The organism is Methylophaga sp. OBS3, assembly GCF_026319325.1.
Taxonomy (GTDB): Bacteria; Pseudomonadota; Gammaproteobacteria; order Nitrosococcales; family Methylophagaceae; genus Methylophaga.
In genome coordinates this window covers 358,490-381,182 of the sequence record NZ_JAPDMU010000001.1, presented here as the reverse complement: position 1 = coordinate 381,182, position 22,693 = coordinate 358,490, and the positions used below count along the sequence as shown (strand labels likewise).

Sequence of the window (22,693 nt, the reverse complement as noted above, 5' to 3'; positions counted from 1 at the left end):
ATGTATATAGAAATGAATATAGTGGAATTTAGACAGTAGGTATTGTTCCGCCATCAATTACATATTCAACGCCCGTAATTGATGATGCCCGTGATGAGACCAAAAATGTTATTAAGTCTGCAACTTCAGCTGGCTGTGCAGGCCTCCCCAGAGGAATCCCTCCCAAAGAATCCATAATCATCTGTCGTGCTTGTTCGTAACTTACTTCAGAACCCTTTGAAATTCTGTCGACCAGTTTGATAGCTCCATCTGTTTCAATCCAGCCAGGCGAAACACGAACAACACGAACCCCCTTAGGTGAAATCTCTTTTGATAAGCTTTTACTATACGTGGACAATGCAGCTTTTGAGGCTGCGTAAGCTGTTGTTGATTCTGGCAAAGGGAGTCGGTTTTGAATCGAGGTTACATGAAGTATGACACCTGACTTTCTTGAAACCATTACAGGCGCTAATGCTCTGTCGAGACGAACCGCTGACATGAGATTAAGATTAATTTCCTTTTCCCACTCAACATCATCAAGTACCGCGTAACCTCCAGATGGTGCTGAAGATCCGCCTAGAATGTGTATAAGAATATCTACATAGCCAAATTTTTGAATAACTGATTCAGTCAGCTCATCACAACCACGAGCACTAGAAAGATCACTGGATATAAAGTTGACACTATCATCAAGGTGTTCTGGTTTAGACCTTGCTGTTGCAATAATATCAACGCCTGCATCCATTAGATTTTTAATTACTGATTCACCGAGCCCACCTGTTGAGCCAGTTACTAAGGCTTTTTTTGAATTGAGATTTAGTTCAAAACTCATTGGCAGATCTCCAATGAAGAAATTTTGTTACCAACTAAACTAAAAAAATACCGCAGCTTGATTGGGCTACCGTCAAAGTTACCAGAGACCTTTGATAACACGATTATGTGGTTGGCAATATTATCAAAACTGATAGGCGTTACTGAGTAGCTATATTTTTTTGTAGATTCATAATGCCACTTTTTAATTGCGTCATATCCGCTATACGTTTGTTTTTCATCCTTAACCTCACCATTTTTATCGAAGCACATTGCTACAGCATCTGGGCTAACAGTCTCGGCATTGAAAAAGCATTGTATTGGCAAAGGTAGTTCAGTGAGCATGCTTATCTTCCTATTAAATTCCAATTTATAGAAAAAGAATGTAACTTTGGTCATAAGAAAACAAGTACGCACAGAAAAGTAATGTACTTACTTATTAGTAAGTTATATGGTTTTATTGGCTTAAGGACGCATCACTTGGCAGAAAAAAACTGGACACCATTTACTGCAGCAGCAGGTGTTGAAGAAGCTCTCAAAATATTAGAGGGAAAATGGAAGTTATTAATCTTATTTCATTTATTTGGAGGGAAAATTCTTCGTTTTTCTGAGTTAGAAGCATCGATACCAAACATCACCCAGAAGATGTTAAGTCAACAATTGCGTCAGCTTGAGAAAGATGGTGTTGTTATTAGGAGGGTATATGAACAAGTTCCTCCCAAAGTTGAATACCGATTATCGGACTGGGGTCAATCTTTATGTCCTGTTCTAGATGCAATGCTGAAATGGGCTGATAATAAAGAAATTATGAAACAACAAGATTGATGATTAGAAAATTTCTTTTAATCATGTTGGGACCATTGTTGGGTTGCAGTGAACAATACCTTTTATCAAGTGTATTAGAAGATGAAATTTTCAATGCGTTGCAAGAAACAAAAGGACAATCGATAGATTTTTCAACTTTAGCAGGAGATGAGTGGGGAAAAGTTTGCTTTTTTGGCCCATACAATCAGCAAAGTAGCGAGGCCTTAGGGTTTGAATGGAATGTTGACAAGCACACAAATGCTCTCAAATCAGATAGTCACAATGTGATCGTTTTTGCTACTGAAAGTGAAGTAATTGGTTATACAGTTTTTGCGAGAAGAAACGGAGATTTTTCAAACTTATCTGGGGAGTGTATTTTTAGGGAAAGTGCTCAACTCTCCAGAAGTATCGATTCATTAACCTGGAAAACACTGCGAGAATAAATTTTTAATTAGGAAATATCGACTACTACTTACCTCGACTTTCTATTGTCTAGAGCCAAGTAGACACAATATAAAAAGCCATTTATTGTTATTTTCTAATGCAATCTAACGCATTCTTCAATCGCTAGATTAGCGGTCGTCTAAAATAACTTGATAGGTCTTTTCAAGTTTGTCCACTGCATAAACCACAAAGCTTTAATTCTTACACCAGCAATTTACATCTTGAAATTTAGCTTTTTTCATTGGTTCTAATGCCGCAAATAAAGCTTTTTTTTCTGAGATACCTTCTCTTTTAATTGCCTCAATCAGGCGCTGTTACCTCATCATTCGGGTGACTATCAATTAAATCTATAGAGGCCAGATAAAATTAATTAAAACATGGGATTTGTTACTTTCTCGCAGAGTCATCAGCCTTAGCACCTTTATCAAAAGCTCTTTTAATAGTCATGAAACTTTACTTTGTTTGTCGGACTTAGATGCTGCATGGTTAACTGCTTAAAGAGGCATCTTTTCTATGAAAATCACCGCTAATCACGTACCCTACTTTCCCTTGAAATCATATCGATTGTCGGTGTGAATAGATTAGGCAGTGACATGAAACAAATCATCGTAGAAAGCAACCCAAGCGAAGCTAAACTGAAGAAACTCGGCGTGAAACACTGGCCGACATGGCAAAAAGAAGTCTCAATTTTTCCTTGGCACTTTGTCACCACTGAATATGCATACATCCTTGAGGGTGAATGTGTGATGACACCAGAAGATGGCAGCCCAGCGGTGAGCTTTAAAGCCGGTGATTTGGTTATTTTCCCAAATGGCTTCAAAGGCACATGGGAAGTGACCAAAAACTTCAAAAAACACTTCAAACACGCAGACGGCAAATTCATTAAATGTTTCTTGTGCCGGGTGAAAATTTTGGTCAATCGTGTAAAGTCTATTTTTGGTTAATCCAAATACCAAAACTAACTATAACGAACGAGAGAGAAAATGAGCGAAAACGCCCCTGAAAAAACGTTTCAACAACGTTGTGATGAGTTTATTGACCTTGCTAACCAGCAGCATCAAGACACAGAAGCCGAAAATGTAAATTCGGCATTACTGTTTTCTGCCGCACGTTTTAATGTATTTAGCACAGCACCGCAATTTGAAAGTGCTGAACAGCTAAAAGAGGAAAAAGACAAAATCATTGAGTATTTCGCTCAGCGTTTTGCAGAAATGATGGTGACGAATCTCGATGAATACATCGATCGCTTTGATGAGTACAATCCCAAATAAGCGCTGGTCACACAGTCATTAAAAAAGCCGGCTTTAAGTCGGCTTTTTTGTATCTGCCTCAATCTCGTAAAATAGCCTTCAACATCACCCAATCCGGTAGCCAATAAACAATCTGCTTATGAACCTAAAATATCTCAATGGCTACCCTGCTCCGGTACTCGACCAAGTCGAAACAGCGGTTGCCAACAAAACGCTAGGTCAGTTTCTACTCAAGAAATACCCAGAGACACATGACATCAAAACCAACAAAGCCCTGTATGGCTTTGTCATGGACGTAAAGAACCAATACCTGCGCCAATCCAGCCCGCTAAGCAAGGTTATCTATGACGACAAATTAGATGTATTACATCATGCATTGGGCTTACATACTTACGTCACACGTATTCAAGGCAGCAAACTCAAAGCCAAAAACGAGATGCGGATTGGCGGCATTTTCAAAACCGCTCCTCCTGAGTTTTTAAACATGATTGTGGTACACGAACTCGCGCATTTGAAAGAGAAAGAGCACAACAAAGCGTTTTACAAACTCTGTATGCACATGGAGCCTAACTACCATCAACTAGAGTTTGATACCCGCCTCTATCTCACGCATTTAGCGTTATTTGGTGAGCTGTACCAATAATTAAGCTGATGACAGCTTTAGCCCGATAATACCTGTTGTGATCAGCAGCAAACTCACCAGCTTAAATAGTGTTAAAGGCTCTTTAAATACCAACACACCAAAAATCACAGCGCCAATCATGCCGATACCAACCCACACGGCATAAGCAATACTTAACGGTAATGACCGCATCGCAACGCTCAGAAAATAAACGCTCGCCAGCATGGCCGCGATGGTGATTATTGAGGGAATTGGCTTTGAGAAACCTTCGGTATATTTGAGCCCGACTGCCCAAACAACTTCAAGTAAGCCTGCAAAGATAAGAATTAACCAGTTCATAACGACACCTCAAAATGGGGTCGTCCCCGCTAGTTAACAAAACATCTTGGGGTCGTCCCCAAGCGTCGGCGCGTAAACTAGCACAGCGGATTTTAGTTAGCAATTAGCGAACTCAACCGTGACATTGATTGAGATTCGTCAGCGTTATCAAACGCAGCCTAATCTTGCGTTTCACCCAGCCATAATGAAATCAACCCACTACGTCCACGCACACCAAACTTGCGACAAATACGAACACAATATGTGTGAACCGTACTTTGGCTTAAACTCAATTCCTCACCAATCTCAGCTTCGGTTTTGTCAGTTAACAGTCCACTTAACACGCGACGTTCAGCCGGTGTCAGGGTTTCTTCGGCAAGGTAGATCCCATGATGCAAAGTAAGTTGCTTTTGAAACCATTGGGTTGGACGTAACGCATAGTCGAGCAGTTGGCGCTCAATTTCCCCAAAATTATCAGCATCATCACCACAACGCTCAAACACCATCCATGATTCGACATCAGGGCTAACTGGCGTGGCAACAAAGATCACGTCACGAATTTCAAACGGCACAAACAACGTTTTATAAAACTCTGACTCAAACCATTCTGGTGGCACCATCTCATGTTTGATATTCACCCTAAAATTACCGGCATGTTTGATATTTGCCAGAATGCTTGGGTCAACCTGACCACTGTCAAGACGACGATAATGCTCTTTGCGTACCGCCTCTCTTTCGGCAGTGTGCTTCAGATAATAATTATGACGTGCCCGCCAGCCATAAGCCGGATCATTATCAGCAATCGCATCAATACGCAGCGCACCGATCCAGTAGGCTTGCTGAGCGCCTACAATGTTGGCGAGCTTGCCTAAAGTCGTATCCAACATATCCAGTGAACGTGATGCACTACTTGCAGCCATCTCATCCCAAAGATTGTGAATCGCTTTTTTTTGAATGTCTTCCATGTCCGTTTCTACTCTCAACAACTAAAAGTGTCACTGATCAGTGACTATCACAGCAGTTTGCATTTACCTAACATGCACTGATGAACAAACGTTTTATTAACCAGCCTAGCTGCTATAAGCCGTTTGTTGTCGCCGAATGACAATCCAATAATTTGAAAAAAACTTCGATTTGACCAAACTTTGGCAAGATTGTCGGCGATAAAGGGAAATATGCTGCATTACATATCGATAATGCACGGCTCAGAGCATGGATGCAACTCTCGCTAATTAACCGTTCATGTTCAACCACACTGGTAATGACAACGTAAAGACGAATATGAACAGAATTTTTAAAACACTCTGGAGTGACACGCTTCAGACTTGGATCGCCGTCAGTGAACTTGCTAAAGGAAAAAGCAAAAACAATGCTTCCCGCCCTACACCGCTAGTCGCTGCAACCATTATCACAACAAGCATATTTGCTCAGTCCAATACGGCATGGTCGGCAAAATGGATTGGTGACACAGGCGACTTCAATGATGGAGCAAACTGGGATATCGGAAGCGTTGTTCCGAGTAATGTGGACGTAAGCATCAATAACGGCGGCGAAGCCGAAGTCAGAAACTCATCGCATACCATATCCAACTTAACACTTGGTTTAGATAATGGTGGCACTCTAAGCGTTTATAACGGCAATAGCCTTTTAGTTGCCGGACAGACACGCTTAGGTGGACTACCAACGGGTAGTGGCTTGTTAAATGTTGATAACTCGCTTTTTACAACAACAATCCTCACCGTTGGTTCTGAAGGTAATGGCACCGTCAATATAACTAACAGTGGGGATGCAGATGTTAGCGGTAGCACTTTCATCGGAGATTTAGCAGGCAGCACTGGCCTTGTCACTGTTGATGGCAGCGGCTCAATCTTTGATTCCGGTGTGTTATCAGTTGGTAATGCTGGAGATGGCACCCTCGAAATCACTAATGGCGCTAGCGTTGATAGCGCACTTGCCCGTATTGGTCAGTCCACGAGTGGAACTGGCTTGGTATCCGTTGATGGTACGGATAGTAGTTGGACTATTCTCGATAACCTTACCACTGGTGTTGCAGGTAATGGTGAGTTAAGTATTACCAATGGTGGTGACGTGAGTGCCTACGACGCCATCATTGGCGCCCAAACAGATAGTAATGGTCTTGTTGTCGTGGATGGGGCTAGCAGCAGTTTAACGATCAACCTTGAACTTATGGTTGGTGAGCAGGGCAATGGTCAACTTAATATCACTGACGGTGGTGCTGTATCAGCCAATAACGTCCATGTAGGAGATCTTTCGTCAAGTAATGGTGTCATAACAATTGACGGTGCTGATTCTGAGCTTGCTGTCGCAACAACCATGATTTTAGGTGATGAGGGCAATGGTTCACTTCAACTAAATAATGGTGCCTCTGCGACTATGGGCGGTAATTTATTTATTGCCAATGTGGCTGGCAGTACTGGCTCAATCTTTGTTAATGGAACGGATTCTTTGTTGAGTACAGCCGATATGTTACTAGGCGTATCTGGCGATGGCGAGTTATCAATAACCAATGGTGGCGCAGTCGAAACAAACAATGCGACGCTGGGTGCTAATGCAGGCGGTTCAGGTACGCTGAACATTGATGGCGTGGATAGCAGTTGGACTAACGCTGCTGATCTCACGGTTGGTAATTATGGCGATGGCGAGCTAAACATCACCAATGGCGGCAGTGTGACCACTGGTAATTATTTTTTTCTAGGTCGCCAAGCCGGCAGTACCGGTATCGTGAATATCGATGGTACAGATAGTAGTTTGACCGTTAACTACCGCTCAAGTATACGCGGCGAACTTCATATCACCAATGGCGGTACATTTATTACTAACGACATACTGACCATCGGTGGTGGCCCTATTGATTCTTCAGGCTTTATTAAGGTTGATGGCGCGAGCTCACTTTTACGAGCCGATAGTATTACTGTAGATCAGAATGGTGGTGGTGAATTAAGGGTCACGGATGGCGGCCGAGTAATAACCAATTTTCTTTTGATTGATGATGATAATCATGTATTGGTTGATGGGGTTGGTTCCAGCCTGGAAAGCACTGGAAATATACGTGTTGGGTTCGACAATGATAATGGTTCTCTATCCGTTAGTAATGGCGCCAGTGTCAGTGCGACAGCATACCAAGTTGGTAACGAAGCCTTACAAAATAGATCAGGAACCCTCAATATTGGCGCCGCGCGTGGTGAGACGGCTGTTGGTGCAGGTACATTAACAGGTACTGTATTGATTTCTGCTACAAGTAGCCTTGTGTTGAATCACACCGAGACTGACTACCAGTTATCTTCTGATATTTCAGGTTCAAGTAATTATGGTCAAGTTGATTTATTGGCCGGCACGACTCGCTTTACCGGTGACTTAACCGGATATCGCGGCACACTCACCACTGACGGTGGTGTACTGGATATTCATAGCGGCGACACCTTAGCGCTGGGTGGAGATTACACTCAAACCAACGCCGGTGTATTGTCTCTCGGTGTTGCTGATGATTCGACGTTTGGCCGCTTAAATGTCGCCGGTACCGCCACATTTGCATCCAATGCCGCTATTTTTGTCGATGTGACAGACCCCAATTATGCGTTTTCAACCAGTCTACTTGAAGATGTAGTCACAGCAGGCACCCTTGTCTCTGATGGCAGCTTTAACGTTGCCGACAACTCCAGATTATTTGATTTTGGCGCTGTACAAGATGGTAATACCATCGATTTAACCCTGTCTTTATCAGCAACAAACTCGGTACTATCACAAATGACCAATCCCGCCACTTTTGGTGCGGCAACCACACTTGATAACGTCATTACTGATGATCCGTTTAGCCCTATTGCCGGTGCCCTATTACCCCTTGCCACCCAACAACAAGTTGCCGGTGCAGTGGAATCGGTTCTGCCAGCCATGTCAGGTGCCATCGCACAGGCCACCACCGATATCGTCGACTCCTTCAGCCGCGTGGTTGATTCTCGTCAAGCAGCAATAACAAACAACCTCATCACCAATAAACATGTCTGGTTTACCCCATTCGGTAGTTGGGCTGACCAAGACCAGCGCCATCGTGTGTCTGGTTATGACATTGATAATCATGGTATGGCATTAGGGGCTGATACAGCCCTCACCGATTCCTTAAATGTGGGTATGGCGTTCTCTTATATCGATAGCAAGATTGAAAGCCGTGCCGGTAGTGGCTCGCAAGATGTCAAAGTCGATAGTTATCTCGCCAGTCTCTATGCCACCAAAACAATCGATGACACCACAACCCTCAAACTCAAAGCCGGCATGGGTTTGTCTGATTATGACAGTCGACGGGTGATTTTTAATGGTGATGTGGCACAAGCGGATTACGACAGCTGGCATACCCAATTGGGCGCCGAACTCGCCCGTCGATTTAACCTGAGTGATACCACTTCGGTGAGTCCGTATCTGTTTACTGATTACACTTATGTCAAAGTCGATGACTATCGTGAATCAGGCAGCGCCCTCTTCAGCTTAGATGTAGAAGATGACAGTGCTGATAGTTTGCTGATGGGGTTGGGGGTAAGAACTAACCATATCCTTGCTAATGACTGGTCTGTGGGTCTGGGTGCCAGTGTCGGTTATGACGCGATGGCTGACCGTTCAGATTTAACCGCTGCATTTGCCGGTGGCGGTGCTCAGTTCAAAACGCGGGGTATTAAACCTGCTAAGTGGCAATACGATGCCGGTGTCTCGGCACGTTATCAGCTTAACAATGGCACCGATATTTCAGCAGGCTATAACATCACTACCCGAAACGGCTATCAAGACGAATATGCCAATGTCAGTTTGAGAGTGGTGTTTTAAACCTTAATGGAACAATGGCGCGTCATGAATAGATTTGCTTAAGCACAAGGAGATGCAATGTTAATTCTAACGCGACGGCCCAAGGAGGCGTTTTTAATCGGTAAAAGCGTCTCTGTGACAGTGATTAGCGTTAAAGGAAACCAAGTCAGACTCGCTATTAAAGCGCCTGAGACTACACATATCGAACGTGGCGACGTTCAAAAAAAAGACCAAGAGTTGCTCACAAAAAATTAGTTTTTATTGGCTTTTAACCAAATACCGTTATGTTCATAAACTTCATACTTTGCCCAGTATCGAAATGCTTCTCGGTCTAACATGCCCGTTTCATAAAGCCCGCTGCCAGCCACATTTTTATAGATAATGACGTCATTTTTGTGCCCTTCTATACCGCTATCTATCACCATCCGAACAGACCACTGGTAGCCAATTTTGCCATTACTGTAAAAACGACCAGCGACTATCTTCTCTGGATGCTCACTCTGTTGAGCCGCATTGAGTTTCGCTTTTTCCAAGAGCTCACTTAGCCCTTCCTCAGTGAGATCAACAAATGAATCCAGCTCACGAATTGCGGCATTAAAGTCTTCTGTTGTTAGTGGAAAATCTTCGTCAGAAAAAGGCGTTTTCTGGGGTTTTAAGCCAAATGATGCTAAATGTACCGGGTAACGGCGCCAGTGAAATAATGCATTAAATAAACACGCTACTATCAAGATAGTCCCGACATTTAGTAGCACCGGTGTGACGAGGTAGCTATAACCCAAGTCTGTTATGGCCGCTCCCCCCATGACAGCATTTAGTGCTGTCGCACCACCTGGAGGGTGAATGCATCTGGCGTAATACATCACGCCGACAGAGAGCCCGACAGCCAGACCTGCTGACATGACAGTGGCACCCATCAGATAAGCACAACTGACACCAACAAATGCTGATAACAGATGGCCTGCTAATACTTGCCATGGCTGAGACAGCGCACCATGGGGCACTGCAAAAACCAACACAGCGGTTGCCCCAAAAGAAGCGATTATCAACAACCCCGCTTCTGTACTTAAAGGTATGAATTTAGATATCCACTGCGTCAACAGTATGGTGAGGGCAATACCTATCGTTGCCCCCAGTGTAGAGATCAGCTTCTCACTGTGACTTGTTTTATTTTGCTCTATACCAAGCCACAGGGCAGTTTGCTTAAGGAAGTTTAGTATGGACATTCGGATACTATAAAAATAGGCAAGCATTATACTTATTTAAAATAAACTTCCCAACGACAACAACTTTAGCAGCCACGTTATTGCACGCTGCGGTCACTCAGCCCCACAGCGTAGAATGTGACAATTACTGACGAGGATCATCCTCTGGGTCAATATAGCTAATGTCCCATGGGCCTGTGGCAATAAGCTCGACAATGGTTTCTTCTTCATTGGTCCAAACGTAGTGAGCATGTCCTGCTGGCAAGACAAAGCTTTCACCAACTTGAAGCGTCTCACCTGAAGACTTATCAAAGACTTCCCCCATACCATTACCTAAACTACCTTTTAACACCGTGATAACCTCAGTAAAGGGATGTGTATGTGCAGGGATTGGATAATTTGCTGGAAATTTAAGCCATGCGATGAATACCCCCGGTTTTGACGGATCGCCAATAATTAGGGCGCTTTGCGCACCAGGTGGTAATAACGGCTCATCATTCCATACAATATCGTCTGCACGGAAAGATTGCATTTCATCAACAGCCATCCGCTCAATCATATCGTTAGCAAACGTAGCAAAACTCATCAAAAACAATAACGGCATTAACAACAGTCTCATTCTTTTTCTCCTAAAGAAGTTACATGCTCAATAAAAGCAATTGAGTAGGTAAATTTTTACAAAGACAGCGAATTTAATAACTGGTAATAAACACGCGAACTAATCAGGATAATGCTTAATTTTTATCAGGAATTTGGCTTTAGCTATTTGAATAATCAGTTACGCGTATTACGCCTTGAAAAGAACTTATGCATCACAGATCGGTACAATAGTTAGCGTCAGATTTATTTCATTGAATGATCCCCAGGCATGGGGATTTTTTTTGAGCCAAATTTTAGGATTTTCTTTTGAATAAGCTTCGGGCTTTTATAGAGCCACTTCTTCACTCTCGCCATTTATTTTGGGGCGTGACCTTAGCGTCATTGCTTGAATCGCTGATTGTGCCGATCCCGCTTGAAGCCGTTTTAATTCCAGCAATGCAGGCTCGCAGAGAAAAGATTTGGATGCTTACCATGGCAGCTATGTTGGGTTGTGTTATCGGCGCTATTGCTGGTTATGCTATTGGCTTTTTTATCTTTGAAGCCATAGGCACACAGTTGGTTGAGTTGTTGTGGACTGCCGAGCAATTTCAAACTGTAAAACACCAAATGAATCTCAATGGGTTTTGGTATGTTTTGAGTGTTGGGATAACCCCTGTTCCCTTTCAGTTAGCGATGTTGGCTGCTGGTGCTGTAGGCTACTCATTTACCTTATTTTTGGTCGCAACTCTTATTGCTCGTGGGCTTCGATATGCCGCAGTGGGTTGGCTGGTCTGGCAATTTGGCGATGCCGCTCAAGACTTATTTAAACGCCATAAATTTAAAGTCACGCTAGGCTTACTCGTTGGCGTTATCATCATTTGGCTAATCTTATTGTTTTAGCCACCAAGCTTTTTTAAATCGTTATAGAAATCATCATGCCCCATATTAAGCTCACCCAAGATCATCAACCACTTTTACAAACCGCTATTGCCCTCGGCGACTGGTTGTTAGCCCTTGATGGTTTATCAGAACAAGATCAGCAAGCAATCAAAAATGTGCAGGCTGCCTTACAAGTATTGCCCGTATTATCATCAGATACGTTGGCTATGTATGGTTTTAGTATTGAGCGTGGTGATAGTGATGCCGGTTTAGTGCGTGGCTGGGATATTTCATTAGAGTTTTTTGCTGATGATCCAGAGCAGCAAGGTGGCTTAGAAATTTTTAGCTCGTATATCCCTATTCCAGAAACCACCGATAAACAGTTACTGGCCGAAAAGAAACGTAAAGAAGTCTATTTCCATTGGGCTGTCGGTGATGTGTGCAATTATGTCCCAGAAAAACAGGCAGCACAATGGATCAGTGAGGTCACTGATCCGCTAAAGTACGCCCAACCCGGTGACCGATTACGCGTTGAGATTGTCTACGGACAGCACTATGCTGAAATGGCGTTTCCGCTCTCTTAAACTCTGGCAGTGCGCAGTTCCACACTTAATGCCAGCTTAAAAATAGCCAAACCTGCCAGACTCAAAAATAAGCCGACCCAGATAGGCGCAATCCAGCCCATTTGTTGACTAATCACAAAGCCACCTAAAAATGCCCCTAAGGCATTAGCGACATTAAAAGCTGAGTGATTTAATGAAGCTGCCAAAGCTTGAGATTCACCAGCCACATCAATTAACCGGATCTGTAATACCCCAGCCAAACCGGTGACGGTGAAACCTATTAAAAATAAAGCAGCAATCGCGCTGTATAGCTGATTCATACTAAGCGCCGCGATAACAAAAGCCACCGACGAGCTGACCAAAACACCAACAATCGTTTTATTAAGGTGTTTGTCTGCTAGCCAGCCGGCCACCAAACCACCAATCACCATGCCGGTACCAAATACGGCTAAGGCAAACGGCACAACTTTAATATTGGCGCCGGTGTATTCGGTCAAAATCGGCGATGCATAACTGTAAACCGAAAACATACCGCCAAAACCAATAGCGCCAATCGCCAGTGTCAGCCACATGTTGATGTTTTTAAAGCCGGCCAATTCGGCACGGAAGCTGGCCGTGGCATGTGGTTTAATGCGGGGTACAAAAAAGCTGATGGCAAGGATGGTTGCCAATGCAATCATGGCAGAAAACTCAAAACCGGTACGCCAGCCAAATGACTGACCTAACCACGTCGCAAACGGCACACCAATCACATTAGCAATGGTTAAACCCATCATCACTTGGGCAATGGCTGTGGCACGGCGATGTTGGCCGGCTAAATCTGCTGCGACTAATGAGGCAATACCAAAGTAAGCACCATGCGGTAAGCCCGCGATAAACCGGCTGATAAGCATTGTCTCTGGGCTATTTGCTAATGCGGTAAAGGCATTGGCGATACCGTAAAACAGCATTAATCCGAGTAATAAACTTTTACGAGGTAGTTTCGCACCCAAAATCGCTAATACTGGCGCCCCAACCGTTACGCCTAAGGCATAAGCAGTAATGAAATGGCCAGCAGATGGAATTGAGACATCCAAGTCGAGTGCGATTTCTTGAATTAGTCCCATAGCGACAAACTCAGTTGTGCCGATACAGAAACCACCAATTGCCAAAGCAAAAATCACCCAGATGAGTGAATAAGAAGATGAATTATTTGAGGAAGTCATACATTTGGATCTTGAAGAATGGCGCGCAATGTAACACAGATGTGGTTACGGTGCCGTTACCGATTGTCAAAAAGGCAGCAATTCTTCATTGAATACCAGCCTTAACTGGAATCCCCAGCTTATCAGTTAACAGCAAAAAGCCCCAATTAAGGGGCTAATTACTTTTGCAAGTCCGACAATTAACTTGCTAGGAGCTTACTCAAAACTTAGGCAACATTGCGTGCATGACGCTCATGTAAAAAGTGAATAACTTCTGAACGATAATGGTTGTAATCGGCTTGATCGGCCAACTCCAAACGTTTGCGTGGTCGTGGGAGTTTCACTTCCATCACTTCACCAATGGTTGCCTCGGGGCCGTTGGTCATCATGACAATTTTGTCTGACAGCAATACTGCCTCATCAACATCATGGGTAATCATAATGACGGTATTATTCAGTTCCGCCTGAATTTCCATCAATGAATCCTGGAGGTGCGCCCGAGTTAAGGCATCCAACGCCCCAAACGGCTCATCCATCAGTAAAACTTTCGGCTCCATGGATAATGCTCTGGCGATACCAATACGCTGTTTCATACCGCCAGAGATTTCAGCTGGCATTTTGTGTTGGGCATGACTCATATGGACCAGTTCGATATTGTGCTCAACCCAGTCTTTGATTTCTTGCTTGCTACGGGTTTTACCAAATACCGATTTCACGGCTAACTCGACATTTTGATAACAAGTCAGCCATGGAAATAGCGAGTGATTTTGAAACACAATCGCTCTATCAGGACCCGGTTCATTAACCTCTTTACCTTCGAGAATCACCCCGCCCTCTGTGGCTTTATGCAAACCACCAACGATGTTCATCACAGTAGATTTACCACAACCCGAGTGACCAATGATGCTGACAAATTCGCCCTTATCAATTTTCAGGTTGACGTTATTCAAGGCGCGAAACGGGCCATTCGGTGTCGGAAAATCGATACTGACGTGATCAATATTAAGATACTTATCCATGTTGACTCCTAGCGAATGACCGCGTTTTTATCGTATGAGAAAAATTTCTGGAAGCTCAGAATGAATCGGTCGAGAATGAAACCGATAATACCGATGGTTAATACCGCCACCATGATTCGGCTCAATGAACTTGAGCTACCATTTTGGAACTCATCCCAAACGAACTTACCCAAGCCCGGATTCTGAGCCAGCATTTCTGCGGCAATCAGCACCATCCAGCCGATACCTAGAGAGATACGTAATCCCGTAAAAATCATCGGGATGGATGCTGGAATAACGACTTTCCAGACGGTGGTGATGTAGTTAAGACGTAATACCTTGGCAACGTTAATTAAGTCTTTATCAATAGACGACACACCGACCGCAGTATTGATAAGTGTTGGCCATAAAGAGCATAAGGTCACAGTAATCGCTGAAGTCACGAAAGACTTTTCAAACATGGGATTATCAGAAACATATAATGCACTGACTACCATGGTCACAATCGGTAACCAAGCAAGCGGTGATACGGGTTTAAATATCTGAATAAGTGGATTTAAAGCCGAATAAATCGTGTCAGACAAACCCGCGATGACACCGACTGGCACTGCAATTAATGTGGCCAATAAAAAGCCAACAAATACGGTAAATAAGCTGGTGAAGATCTGATCAATAAAGGTCGCTTTACCGGTGTAAGGACGGATCGTGACTTCGGCTTCAGGATCTTTAGCCAATTTATCGGCGTTGCGTTTTTCCTGACGTTCATAAAAAGCCGCTTCACGCTCATGCTCTTGATGATGTTCATCAAGTAATACGCCGCTTTGCTCCCAAACCTGTGTTGGGCCTGGCACTTGACCTAGGCTGGTAATAATTTTTGCAGCACCAATGTGCCAGCAAAATAGAAATACCACGATGGCAAATAAAGGCACCCCAACCATTTTTGCTAATTGTTGTAGTTGGTGTTTTGGGGACTCACCAGAGACTAGCTTCACTACCGGTACAAACCAGGTAAAACCAATCAATTCGAGAAAGCGTATTGTTTTATCTTTCATAATGGCTCTTCATCTTGATTGAGAGTTAAACACCCCGCCTTGTTCAGGCGGGATGACTGTTTCTTGATGCCGCTTATTCAACAAGCGCATCACCTTTTAAACCAATTGGAAACTGTTCTAAGTAAGCATTTGGCTGTGTACCGTCATAAGTCACACCATCAATAAACTCAGTTTGAGCAGGTTTAAAACCGGTTTCTGTTGCAAAGTCAGGAAATGCTGACGCTGGCAGTTTGCCTTCTTCAATCAGCTCTTGAGCGGCGATGGCATAGACATCTGGACGATAAACTTGTTTTGCCATATCCATGTACCAACTATCTGGTTTGGCTTCTGAGATTTGACCCCAACGACGCATTTGGGTCAGATACCAGATGGCATCACTGTAGTAAGGATAGGTAGCGTTATAACGGAAGAACACATTGAAATCCGGTACCTCACGCTTATCGCCTTTCTCGTATTCGAACGTGCCGGTCATGCTATTGGCAATGACTTCGTAGTCAGCACCAACATAGTTACTTTGAGACAGGATCTTTGCGGCTTCTTTGCGATTAGCATTGTTATTTTCATCTAACCACGCTGCTGCACGAATTAACGCTTTGACAACGGCAATATGGGTATTTGGATTTTCTTCTGCCCATTGTTTGCTGACACCAAATACTTTTTCTGGGTTGTTTTTCCAGATTTCGTAATCGGTAATCACAGGCACACCAATACCTTTAAACACAGCTTGTTGATTCCATGGTTCACCAACGCAGTAGCCATGGATGGTGCCCGCTTCCATTGTCACAGGCATTTGTGGTGGTGGCGTTACTGATAACAAAGCGTCTGCTTGCAACTGACCACTGACATCACCTTTGTGTGGCGCATAATAACCAGGGTGAATACCACCAGCAGCTAACCAATAACGTAATTCATAGTTATGGGTTGAGACTGGAAACACCATGCCCATTTTGAAGGACTCACCTTCTGCTTTATACGCATCAACAACGGGCTTTAAAGCAGAAGCGCTAATTGGATGTTGAAGTTTGCCATCAGCACCAACAGGAATGTTTGGTTTCATCTGTTCCCATACATCATTTGAAACTGTGATGCCGTTACCATTGAGATCCATACTAAAGGCAGTAATGATGTCTGCTTTAGTACCAAAACCAATCGTCGCACCTAATGGCTGACCCGCTAACATATGAGCACCATCTAAAGTGCCATCGATAACGCCGTCTAACAGTACTTTCCAGTTTGCTTGTGCTTCCAGGGTGACGTACAAACCTTCGTCTTCAAAAAAGAATTTTTCGTAAGCAATCGCCAAAGGTGCCATGTCGGTCAGTTTGATAAAGCCAAACTTGAGATCTGGTTTTTCGACTTCGCCAGGTGCTGCATGGATAAATGAGGTTGGTAATAAGCTGGCCGAAAAAATCAGACCAGCGCTCGCAATAACTTTCGCAAGATTAATGCGGGTTAAAAATTTGAATTTAGGCTGCATCATAAACTCCAAGATAAATAATTTCTGATGAATCAAATCGCATATTTTTTGCTGGTCGTTTGGTCAAGCTAAATACACCTTTGTATTTTTTCGTAAGTAAAAAAGCATTATTTATGCCACATATAAATATTCAAAATTAAATACTTTACTATCAATAACATATAAAAGTTAGACAGTTAATTTTTTAAGCCTAAAACCTGACCTAACAACATTTTACGCACAGAAATGGTGCAAATATTTGTCTTATGAATGTTTACGGTGCTTCTTCGTCTGCTTGCAGAATAATAAGTTATGGGTACTTTCTGAAATATCTCAGTCTCTGAGCAAAGATTCTCGGTCAGCAAAAACTGCCCACTAAATGCATCAGATTATGGAAATTGTGAACAACAAACTATCGTTTAAACGGTGATGGCGTATTGTTCAGCGATGGTGTTAATGATGAGATTAAAGACGACTTGTAAGCCATCAATTGGAATCGTCGCCATATTGAAGAATTGCTTTGTCGACATATTAAATTCGGCTTGATTAAGCATCATGCCATCAATGGCTTTGAGCAAGGTATTGAGACTGTCGCGAATCGACTGGCTAGACATGGCCAACTGTTTTTTCAGGAATGGTGTGGCGATCTGCATTAACTCGTTAAATAACAGATCACTGTTTTCAACAACGGAATTACGCAAGTAGTCCAGCATCAGCTTATCGCTGTTTTCAACAACAGGATTAGTACTGACACCTGAACCAATGCCACGAAGTTGGGCGATGTTTTCAGCAACTTTTAGGGTATGCACACAAACCGTTAGCGCGTGATTAACCTTATCCAACATGATGGCTTGCAAATGATATTGCTGGATAACTTCTTCCAGTAACGTCAGTAGTCTGGCAATCAGGACATTGTGCTCGCGAAACAGCGTATGAACCTGCCATTCCTTTGAGAGTGCGTTATCTCTGAGTTTTGGCCAAGCCTTGGCGACTAATTTCCACTCAGGGAAAACTTTCAGTTCGCTTTTTATGCGTACATTTTTTCTGCTTTTGTTGGAAACTAGTTGATCAAGCACTGTTTGTACGGCGAGTAACTCTGGTTTTAATGCCTCGTTCCCCTGCATCAAAGTATTACTCATACCACGGTGCTGCTGCGCCAGTACGATGACTCTTTGAATGTATTTGATGAGGTGCAAACCAGCTTTGATTTGCGCACGATCATCTGGGGTTAATGAGTTCATTGGTGTGAATGTTTCATCTCGCTCGTTGCAAGCAATAATCTACATTCAGCGGGGGGATAATGAAAGTAAAAGGCAATAAAAAAACCGGATCAGCCTTTTTAGAACTGATCCGGTTTTTGGTAGAACATTAAAAACTAATTGAGCCTGTCAGCCAGAATTTTTCCGTATCCACTGACATTGGGTTAACAGCTGAGTATTCTGAATCAGCGTTATAGTCAGCGTATTTCAACTCTAGCGTGTAATGTTTATTGAATGTTTTGCTTAACATCACATCCAATTCATTACCGGCATCTAAGCTGCCTTCGTCCGTTTCAAAATCATGGTAAGCCACAACCAGTTTGGCACCGAACACATTGCCCACAACCGTCACGAACGTATCTTCAAGCCCTTGGGTTGGTGTCGCCAAAAACATATCCGCCCAGCCTTGGAAAGCATGGTTAGTACCTAAAGGTGTACGGAAACTAAATGTGCCATCACCCTCTTGTACTTCATGTGACAGCTTAACTAACCAACCTTTGTATTTCGTACCTAACTCAAGCAGGTAGTAATCTTGCTGGTCCATTTCTCCATCAGCATAGTCGTCTTGTGTTGCATACTCTGCGGTGTAAACCATGGTGAATGCATCATTTAATGGTTTTGCACCGGATAATCTCGCACCATAAGTGGCGCGTGAGAAAGCAGAATCTAATGCTGAATCTTCATAATCCAGCAAGTAGGTATAACCTTCCAAAGTACCAATTGGCAGGCCAGTGTATTGAACATTAAACAGGTGGCTATCCATGGCGATATCACCATCAAAGATCAATGCCGCCGCATCGGTTTTATCATCACCAAAAATTGTATGAACTTCATCAATATAGGCGTAGTTCAAAGTTAAGTTTTCAAATGATTTATTGGTAACGGAAAACGCATCAAATGATTGATGGTTTTGACGCCATAAAATATTACCGATAAAGCGGTGAAACGGTGCTTGGCGGTAAGTAATCTCCTGACGACCGAAACGAAACTCGGTATCAAAACCATTAAATGCCAAATAGGCCTGATTTACATCGGTACCTTCTGGATCAGCGACCACCGAGTAATCTGGCTCACCATTGGTGCCCGCAGCATTAAAACGGTCTGAACCAAGATGTGAAACATCTTGAAATTCAATAAAACCACTAAACCCATGAAAAGCGCCAGTTTTATAGCCTAAACTGGTGCGTAAAGTCAGTGCTTCAGCATTTTTTAACGCATTATCCTGATCCACGTGCTCATATCGGGCACGGGCAGAAAAGCTTACTTTGCCACCCGTCAAAGCTTCAATAAAAGCATCTTCCGCCATCGCATTGCTGGCTACACTCATACTACTTAAACCGGCAGCAATCACTGCCAGAGATACTGGTTTTTGTAACATCGACATCTTTTTTTTCCTTATAAAAGGCACAGCTGAGCTCTTTCAGCCATGATTTCATTGCTAAATAATTTAAAAGTGCCTGCGACGATGCAGTTGACCAGCAAAAATGTGTCACTAAGAATTGCGTCAGGGTATGCGGGCCCTAACCCAATAATTTTTTTAACTCCGGAATACAGGAACCACAGTTGGTACCTGCTTTTAATTTCTGTCCAATTTCTTCGACAGAGCCAACTTCACCGTTGGCAATTTTCTGACATAACGTATTTTCACCAACCCCAAAACAAGCACAGACGACACGACCAATATCGACCTGTCCTGTTGTGGGTTTACCGATCAGTAAATTCATACGTTCGGCATCAGAAAGCTTTTCCGCCTGAAACAGTTGGCTCAGCCATGAACGGCTAGGCAAATCAGGCTTGGGCGAGACATAAACAACACCTTCTAAGCGACCATCGACCACCTTACCGGTGCGATAACGGCCTGCTTTCTTATCCATGAAATCCAGCCACTCCCCTTCTTCACCTAGGAGTTGTTTGGCCCAGTTCATTGGATCACTCAGTGTTGTCAGTCCTGCTAATTCGTAGCGCCAGAATTTTTCGCCGCGAATACTGACCCAATATTCAGGTGATTCGATTTGTAGGCGCTGGCGAGAAAAAATAAACCCGTACCAACTTGGTCGGTATGGCTTGATATTCACGGGGGTATGTTTGGATTCCGGTTGTCCAGAAATTGGATCAGTGACAGGTGCCACTAATACATCAACACGGGCCATTGAGGCGGTTTGTTGATTCCAGTGCATAGGCACAAACACACTGCCCTGACGTTGTTCTGCGGTAATTGATACGCGTACGACCATACGTCCCCAACGGCTGCTTAGTTCGGCGAGTCCATTTTGCTCAAGCTGCCATTTATCAGCATCTACCGCATGAATCTGTACAAAAGGTTCATCAATATGGGTATTGAGCTGAGGGGCGCGAGTAGTTCTTGTCATGGTGTGCCATTGATCGCGAATACGACCGGTATTCAAAATCAATGGGTAATCTTCACAAGTTGCATGAAATGGCAATCTTGGTTCGACCGGAATCATCCGTGCCTTGCCACTTTCGGTATAAAAATGACGATCTGCAAATAAACGTGGCGTGCCTGCGGGTGCTGATTTGGTGACCGGCCATTGCACTGGTTGAAGTGTGTCGTATTCCAACGCCGACATATCGGTCAGCATGCTCAAATTAAACAGTCGGCTGCCTTCATTTTCAAAAGCAGATAACGCAGCATGTTCACGGAAAATCTGTACTGCTGTCTTATAAGGAAATGCTTTTTCAAAACCTAAGCGTGCAGCCACTTGGCTGATGATCCACCAGTCAGGCTTCGCTTCGCCTGGTGAAGGTAAAAATTGGCGTTGGCGGCTGATACGACGTTCAGAGTTGGTTACCGTACCATCCTTTTCACCCCACGCCTGTGCTGGTAATAAAACATTAGCGTATTGCGTGGTATCTGTATTGGCTTCGCAATCTGAAACAACCACTAACTCACATTTTGCTAATGCATTTTTTACAGCATCAGCATCTGGCATGCTGACCACCGGATTGGTTGCCATGATCCAAATCGCTTTGATCTTGCCACTGGCAACGTCTTGGAACATATCCACGGCTTTCGCACCGGCTTGATTGGCTAGATTGTCTGTTTGCCAAAAGCGTGACACCAAATCATGGTGAGTTGGATTATCTAAATCCATATGTGCGGCTAATTGATTACTCAACCCACCCACTTCACGACCGCCCATGGCATTGGGTTGACCTGTTATTGAAAACGGCCCCATACCCGGTAGACCAATTCGGCCAGTTGCTAAGTGACAGTTGATGATGCTGTTACTTTTATCTGTACCAGATGATGACTGATTAACGCCTTGTGAATACAAGGTGATGACTTTGCTGGTTGACGCAAACATCTGAAAAAATCGAGCCACGTCTTGCTCAGGTAACTCACAGTTTTTAGCTACTTCTGGCACATTGCCGGCAGTATCTTTAGCTTTGGCTAGCGCCGCAGAAAAGCCCTCGGTGTGCGCCTCAAGAAATCCCCAATCCAGATAGTCTTCACGACGCAGATAATTCAATAAGCCATTAAACAAGACCGCATCAGTACCGGGCTTTAATGGCAAATGTAAGTCAGCGATTTCACAGGTCGCCGTTTTACGCGGATCGATCACAATGACTTTTAGCTTTGAGTTAGCTTGTTTTGCTGCGGTTATCCGTTGAAACACCACAGGATGACACCAAGCGGTGTTTGAGCCTTCGATAACCAGCAGATCCGCTTGTTCCAGATCTTCATAGTTATTAGGCACCGCATCACAACCAAATGCCCGTTTATAGCCCGCCACTGCCGATGACATACACAGGCGTGAGTTGGTATCAATATTGGCGCTACCAATAAAACCTTTCATTAGCTTGTTGGCAACGTAATAGTCTTCGGTCAGCAATTGCCCTGAGACATAAAATGCCACGGCTTCTGGGCCATGTTCATTAATGATTTTTTGAAAACCATTCGCGACAGTATCAAGCGCACTATCCCAACTGACACGCTGACCATCGACATACGGATATAACAATCGACCATCTAATTTTACTGTCTCACCTAACGCTGCTCCTTTCGAACACAAACGCCCCAAATTGGCTGGGTGCGAGGTGTCACCTTTGATCGCTACTGTGCCGTTTGACTTAGGTGTGGCTTGCACACCGCAGCCAACACCGCAGTAGGGACAGGTTGTAAAGACAGGTTTTTGCTGAGTCAAAATCGATTCCTATAGGGCTAAGTAAACAACGCCACTTTCCACTTTGGTTTCAAACTTTTTGGTGCAGCCAACGTCAGGGCCCATGGCTTCACCTGAGTGCATATCAATAACCCAGTTATGTAATGGGCAAGTAACACGATCACCATGAACAATGCCTTGTGACAAAGGCCCATGTTTATGCGGGCAGCGATCTGTCAGTGCAAATACGTCATCAGAGGTAGTGCGAAAAATCGCGATATCACCATTGGCGGTCGCAACAACACGAGAGCCTTTAACAGGAATATCTGTCAACGCGCCGATTTCAGTCCAGTTCATCTTT

At 43.8% G+C, this 22,693-nt stretch carries 23 protein-coding genes; 9 read left to right on the top strand and 14 right to left on the bottom strand.

Annotated features, from left to right (window positions below; genetic code table 11):
* Positions 1-28 precede the first annotated feature (28 nt).
* A complete protein-coding gene (locus tag OMP94_RS01830; RefSeq protein ID WP_266275360.1) occupies positions 29-811 on the bottom strand; it encodes an SDR family oxidoreductase in 783 nt (260 codons plus the stop codon).
* Positions 808-1,134: a hypothetical protein gene (locus OMP94_RS01825; RefSeq protein ID WP_266275356.1), complete on the bottom strand. Its 327-nt coding sequence runs from the start codon at positions 1,132-1,134 to the stop codon at positions 808-810. Before OMP94_RS01825 ends, OMP94_RS01830 begins: the two co-directional genes overlap by 4 nt.
* A 135-nt stretch (positions 1,135-1,269) precedes the next feature.
* Here OMP94_RS01825 and OMP94_RS01820 point away from each other — a divergent pair, with 135 nt between their 5' ends.
* The 5 genes from OMP94_RS01820 to OMP94_RS01800 all read left to right on the top strand — a co-directional run bounded on the left by OMP94_RS01820 (position 1,270) and on the right by OMP94_RS01800 (position 3,930).
* Positions 1,270-1,614, top strand: a complete 345-nt coding sequence (locus OMP94_RS01820; RefSeq protein WP_266275354.1) for a winged helix-turn-helix transcriptional regulator — start codon at positions 1,270-1,272, stop codon at positions 1,612-1,614.
* Positions 1,614-2,036 carry a hypothetical protein gene (locus tag OMP94_RS01815; protein WP_266275352.1) on the top strand — a complete coding sequence of 141 codons (423 nt, stop codon included), beginning with the start codon at positions 1,614-1,616 and terminating at the stop codon, positions 2,034-2,036. The genes OMP94_RS01820 and OMP94_RS01815 overlap by 1 nt, the downstream gene beginning before the upstream one ends.
* Positions 2,037-2,630: 594 nt before the next feature.
* Entirely contained in the window at positions 2,631-2,981 is a 351-nt protein-coding gene (locus OMP94_RS01810; RefSeq protein WP_266275347.1) for a cupin domain-containing protein, read from the top strand.
* A gap of 39 nt (positions 2,982-3,020) precedes the next feature.
* The gene (locus OMP94_RS01805) at positions 3,021-3,308 is read left to right on the top strand and encodes a DUF3144 domain-containing protein (RefSeq protein WP_266275344.1); all 288 of its coding nucleotides are present in this window, start codon (positions 3,021-3,023) and stop codon (positions 3,306-3,308) included.
* 118 nt (positions 3,309-3,426) lie between these two features.
* Complete coding sequence (locus OMP94_RS01800) at positions 3,427-3,930, top strand: YgjP-like metallopeptidase domain-containing protein (protein WP_266275341.1); 504 nt, start codon at positions 3,427-3,429, stop codon at positions 3,928-3,930.
* On the opposite strand, the gene sugE is transcribed toward OMP94_RS01800, so the two are convergent.
* On the bottom strand, positions 3,931-4,248 hold the full coding sequence (gene sugE / locus OMP94_RS01795; protein ID WP_266275339.1) for a quaternary ammonium compound efflux SMR transporter SugE: 318 nt from the start codon (positions 4,246-4,248) through the stop codon (positions 3,931-3,933).
* A 158-nt stretch (positions 4,249-4,406) separates the two neighbouring features.
* Positions 4,407-5,192 carry a response regulator transcription factor gene (locus tag OMP94_RS01790; RefSeq protein WP_266275337.1) on the bottom strand — a complete coding sequence of 262 codons (786 nt, stop codon included), beginning with the start codon at positions 5,190-5,192 and terminating at the stop codon, positions 4,407-4,409.
* Positions 5,193-5,508: 316 nt separating this feature from the next.
* Between OMP94_RS01790 and OMP94_RS01785 the strand changes: the two genes are divergently transcribed.
* Entirely contained in the window at positions 5,509-9,057 is a 3,549-nt protein-coding gene (locus OMP94_RS01785) for an autotransporter domain-containing protein (RefSeq protein WP_266275335.1), read from the top strand.
* A 57-nt stretch (positions 9,058-9,114) separates the two neighbouring features.
* Complete coding sequence (locus tag OMP94_RS01780) at positions 9,115-9,291, top strand: carbon storage regulator (RefSeq protein WP_266275333.1); 177 nt, start codon at positions 9,115-9,117, stop codon at positions 9,289-9,291.
* On the opposite strand, the gene OMP94_RS01775 is transcribed toward OMP94_RS01780, so the two are convergent.
* Both OMP94_RS01775 and OMP94_RS01770 read right to left on the bottom strand, forming a co-directional pair.
* On the bottom strand, positions 9,288-10,259 hold the full coding sequence (locus OMP94_RS01775) for an HPP family protein (protein WP_266275331.1): 972 nt from the start codon (positions 10,257-10,259) through the stop codon (positions 9,288-9,290). The two genes, OMP94_RS01780 and OMP94_RS01775, sit on opposite strands and share 4 nt — an antisense overlap.
* A gap of 124 nt (positions 10,260-10,383) precedes the next feature.
* The gene (locus OMP94_RS01770; RefSeq protein WP_266275329.1) at positions 10,384-10,857 is read right to left on the bottom strand and encodes a cupin domain-containing protein; all 474 of its coding nucleotides are present in this window, start codon (positions 10,855-10,857) and stop codon (positions 10,384-10,386) included.
* A 287-nt stretch (positions 10,858-11,144) separates the two neighbouring features.
* Between OMP94_RS01770 and OMP94_RS01765 the strand changes: the two genes are divergently transcribed.
* The gene (locus OMP94_RS01765) at positions 11,145-11,717 is read left to right on the top strand and encodes a YqaA family protein (protein WP_266275327.1); all 573 of its coding nucleotides are present in this window, start codon (positions 11,145-11,147) and stop codon (positions 11,715-11,717) included.
* A 35-nt stretch (positions 11,718-11,752) separates the two neighbouring features.
* Positions 11,753-12,280, top strand: a complete 528-nt coding sequence (locus tag OMP94_RS01760) for a hypothetical protein (RefSeq protein WP_266275325.1) — start codon at positions 11,753-11,755, stop codon at positions 12,278-12,280.
* Here the strand turns inward: OMP94_RS01760 and OMP94_RS01755 are convergent.
* From OMP94_RS01755 to nirD, 8 genes are all read right to left on the bottom strand, one after another.
* Positions 12,277-13,464 (bottom strand): MFS transporter, encoded by a 1,188-nt coding sequence (locus tag OMP94_RS01755; protein WP_266275323.1) that lies wholly within the window; start codon positions 13,462-13,464, stop codon positions 12,277-12,279. The two genes, OMP94_RS01760 and OMP94_RS01755, sit on opposite strands and share 4 nt — an antisense overlap.
* 206 nt (positions 13,465-13,670) lie before the next feature.
* Positions 13,671-14,462, bottom strand: coding sequence for an ABC transporter ATP-binding protein (locus OMP94_RS01750; protein ID WP_266275321.1), 792 nt, complete (start codon positions 14,460-14,462; stop codon positions 13,671-13,673).
* Between the two features lie 8 nt (positions 14,463-14,470).
* Positions 14,471-15,493 carry an ABC transporter permease gene (locus OMP94_RS01745; RefSeq protein ID WP_266275319.1) on the bottom strand — a complete coding sequence of 341 codons (1,023 nt, stop codon included), beginning with the start codon at positions 15,491-15,493 and terminating at the stop codon, positions 14,471-14,473.
* A 73-nt stretch (positions 15,494-15,566) separates the two neighbouring features.
* A complete protein-coding gene (locus OMP94_RS01740) occupies positions 15,567-16,973 on the bottom strand; it encodes a CmpA/NrtA family ABC transporter substrate-binding protein (protein ID WP_266275317.1) in 1,407 nt (468 codons plus the stop codon).
* A 395-nt stretch (positions 16,974-17,368) separates the two neighbouring features.
* Complete coding sequence (locus OMP94_RS01735) at positions 17,369-18,190, bottom strand: nitrate- and nitrite sensing domain-containing protein (protein WP_266275315.1); 822 nt, start codon at positions 18,188-18,190, stop codon at positions 17,369-17,371.
* 127 nt (positions 18,191-18,317) lie between these two features.
* Positions 18,318-19,592 carry an alginate export family protein gene (locus tag OMP94_RS01730; protein ID WP_266275313.1) on the bottom strand — a complete coding sequence of 425 codons (1,275 nt, stop codon included), beginning with the start codon at positions 19,590-19,592 and terminating at the stop codon, positions 18,318-18,320.
* 136 nt (positions 19,593-19,728) lie between these two features.
* A complete protein-coding gene (locus OMP94_RS01725; RefSeq protein ID WP_266275311.1) occupies positions 19,729-22,374 on the bottom strand; it encodes a nitrate reductase in 2,646 nt (881 codons plus the stop codon).
* Between the two features lie 9 nt (positions 22,375-22,383).
* Positions 22,384-22,689, bottom strand: a complete 306-nt coding sequence (gene nirD, locus OMP94_RS01720) for a nitrite reductase small subunit NirD (protein ID WP_266275309.1) — start codon at positions 22,687-22,689, stop codon at positions 22,384-22,386.
* Positions 22,690-22,693 lie beyond the last annotated feature (4 nt).

What these genes read in the sequence shown, in the direction of transcription:
- OMP94_RS01830 (WP_266275360.1), bottom strand. Translation starts at nt 811, where the DNA reads ATGAGTTTTGAACTAAATCTCAATTCAAAAAAAGCCTTAGTAACTGGC.
- OMP94_RS01825 (WP_266275356.1), bottom strand. Translation starts at nt 1,134, where the DNA reads ATGCTCACTGAACTACCTTTGCCAATACAATGCTTTTTCAATGCCGAG.
- OMP94_RS01815 (WP_266275352.1), top strand. Translation starts at nt 1,614, where the DNA reads ATGATTAGAAAATTTCTTTTAATCATGTTGGGACCATTGTTGGGTTGC.
- OMP94_RS01810 (WP_266275347.1), top strand. Translation starts at nt 2,631, where the DNA reads ATGAAACAAATCATCGTAGAAAGCAACCCAAGCGAAGCTAAACTGAAG.
- OMP94_RS01805 (WP_266275344.1), top strand. Translation starts at nt 3,021, where the DNA reads ATGAGCGAAAACGCCCCTGAAAAAACGTTTCAACAACGTTGTGATGAG.
- OMP94_RS01800 (WP_266275341.1), top strand. Translation starts at nt 3,427, where the DNA reads ATGAACCTAAAATATCTCAATGGCTACCCTGCTCCGGTACTCGACCAA.
- sugE (WP_266275339.1), bottom strand. Translation starts at nt 4,248, where the DNA reads ATGAACTGGTTAATTCTTATCTTTGCAGGCTTACTTGAAGTTGTTTGG.
- OMP94_RS01790 (WP_266275337.1), bottom strand. Translation starts at nt 5,192, where the DNA reads ATGGAAGACATTCAAAAAAAAGCGATTCACAATCTTTGGGATGAGATG.
- OMP94_RS01785 (WP_266275335.1), top strand. Translation starts at nt 5,509, where the DNA reads ATGAACAGAATTTTTAAAACACTCTGGAGTGACACGCTTCAGACTTGG.
- OMP94_RS01780 (WP_266275333.1), top strand. Translation starts at nt 9,115, where the DNA reads ATGTTAATTCTAACGCGACGGCCCAAGGAGGCGTTTTTAATCGGTAAA.
- OMP94_RS01775 (WP_266275331.1), bottom strand. Translation starts at nt 10,259, where the DNA reads ATGTCCATACTAAACTTCCTTAAGCAAACTGCCCTGTGGCTTGGTATA.
- OMP94_RS01770 (WP_266275329.1), bottom strand. Translation starts at nt 10,857, where the DNA reads ATGAGACTGTTGTTAATGCCGTTATTGTTTTTGATGAGTTTTGCTACG.
- OMP94_RS01760 (WP_266275325.1), top strand. Translation starts at nt 11,753, where the DNA reads ATGCCCCATATTAAGCTCACCCAAGATCATCAACCACTTTTACAAACC.
- OMP94_RS01755 (WP_266275323.1), bottom strand. Translation starts at nt 13,464, where the DNA reads ATGACTTCCTCAAATAATTCATCTTCTTATTCACTCATCTGGGTGATT.
- OMP94_RS01750 (WP_266275321.1), bottom strand. Translation starts at nt 14,462, where the DNA reads ATGGATAAGTATCTTAATATTGATCACGTCAGTATCGATTTTCCGACA.
- OMP94_RS01745 (WP_266275319.1), bottom strand. Translation starts at nt 15,493, where the DNA reads ATGAAAGATAAAACAATACGCTTTCTCGAATTGATTGGTTTTACCTGG.
- OMP94_RS01740 (WP_266275317.1), bottom strand. Translation starts at nt 16,973, where the DNA reads ATGATGCAGCCTAAATTCAAATTTTTAACCCGCATTAATCTTGCGAAA.
- OMP94_RS01735 (WP_266275315.1), bottom strand. Translation starts at nt 18,190, where the DNA reads ATGAACTCATTAACCCCAGATGATCGTGCGCAAATCAAAGCTGGTTTG.
- OMP94_RS01730 (WP_266275313.1), bottom strand. Translation starts at nt 19,592, where the DNA reads ATGTCGATGTTACAAAAACCAGTATCTCTGGCAGTGATTGCTGCCGGT.
- nirD (WP_266275309.1), bottom strand. Translation starts at nt 22,689, where the DNA reads ATGAACTGGACTGAAATCGGCGCGTTGACAGATATTCCTGTTAAAGGC.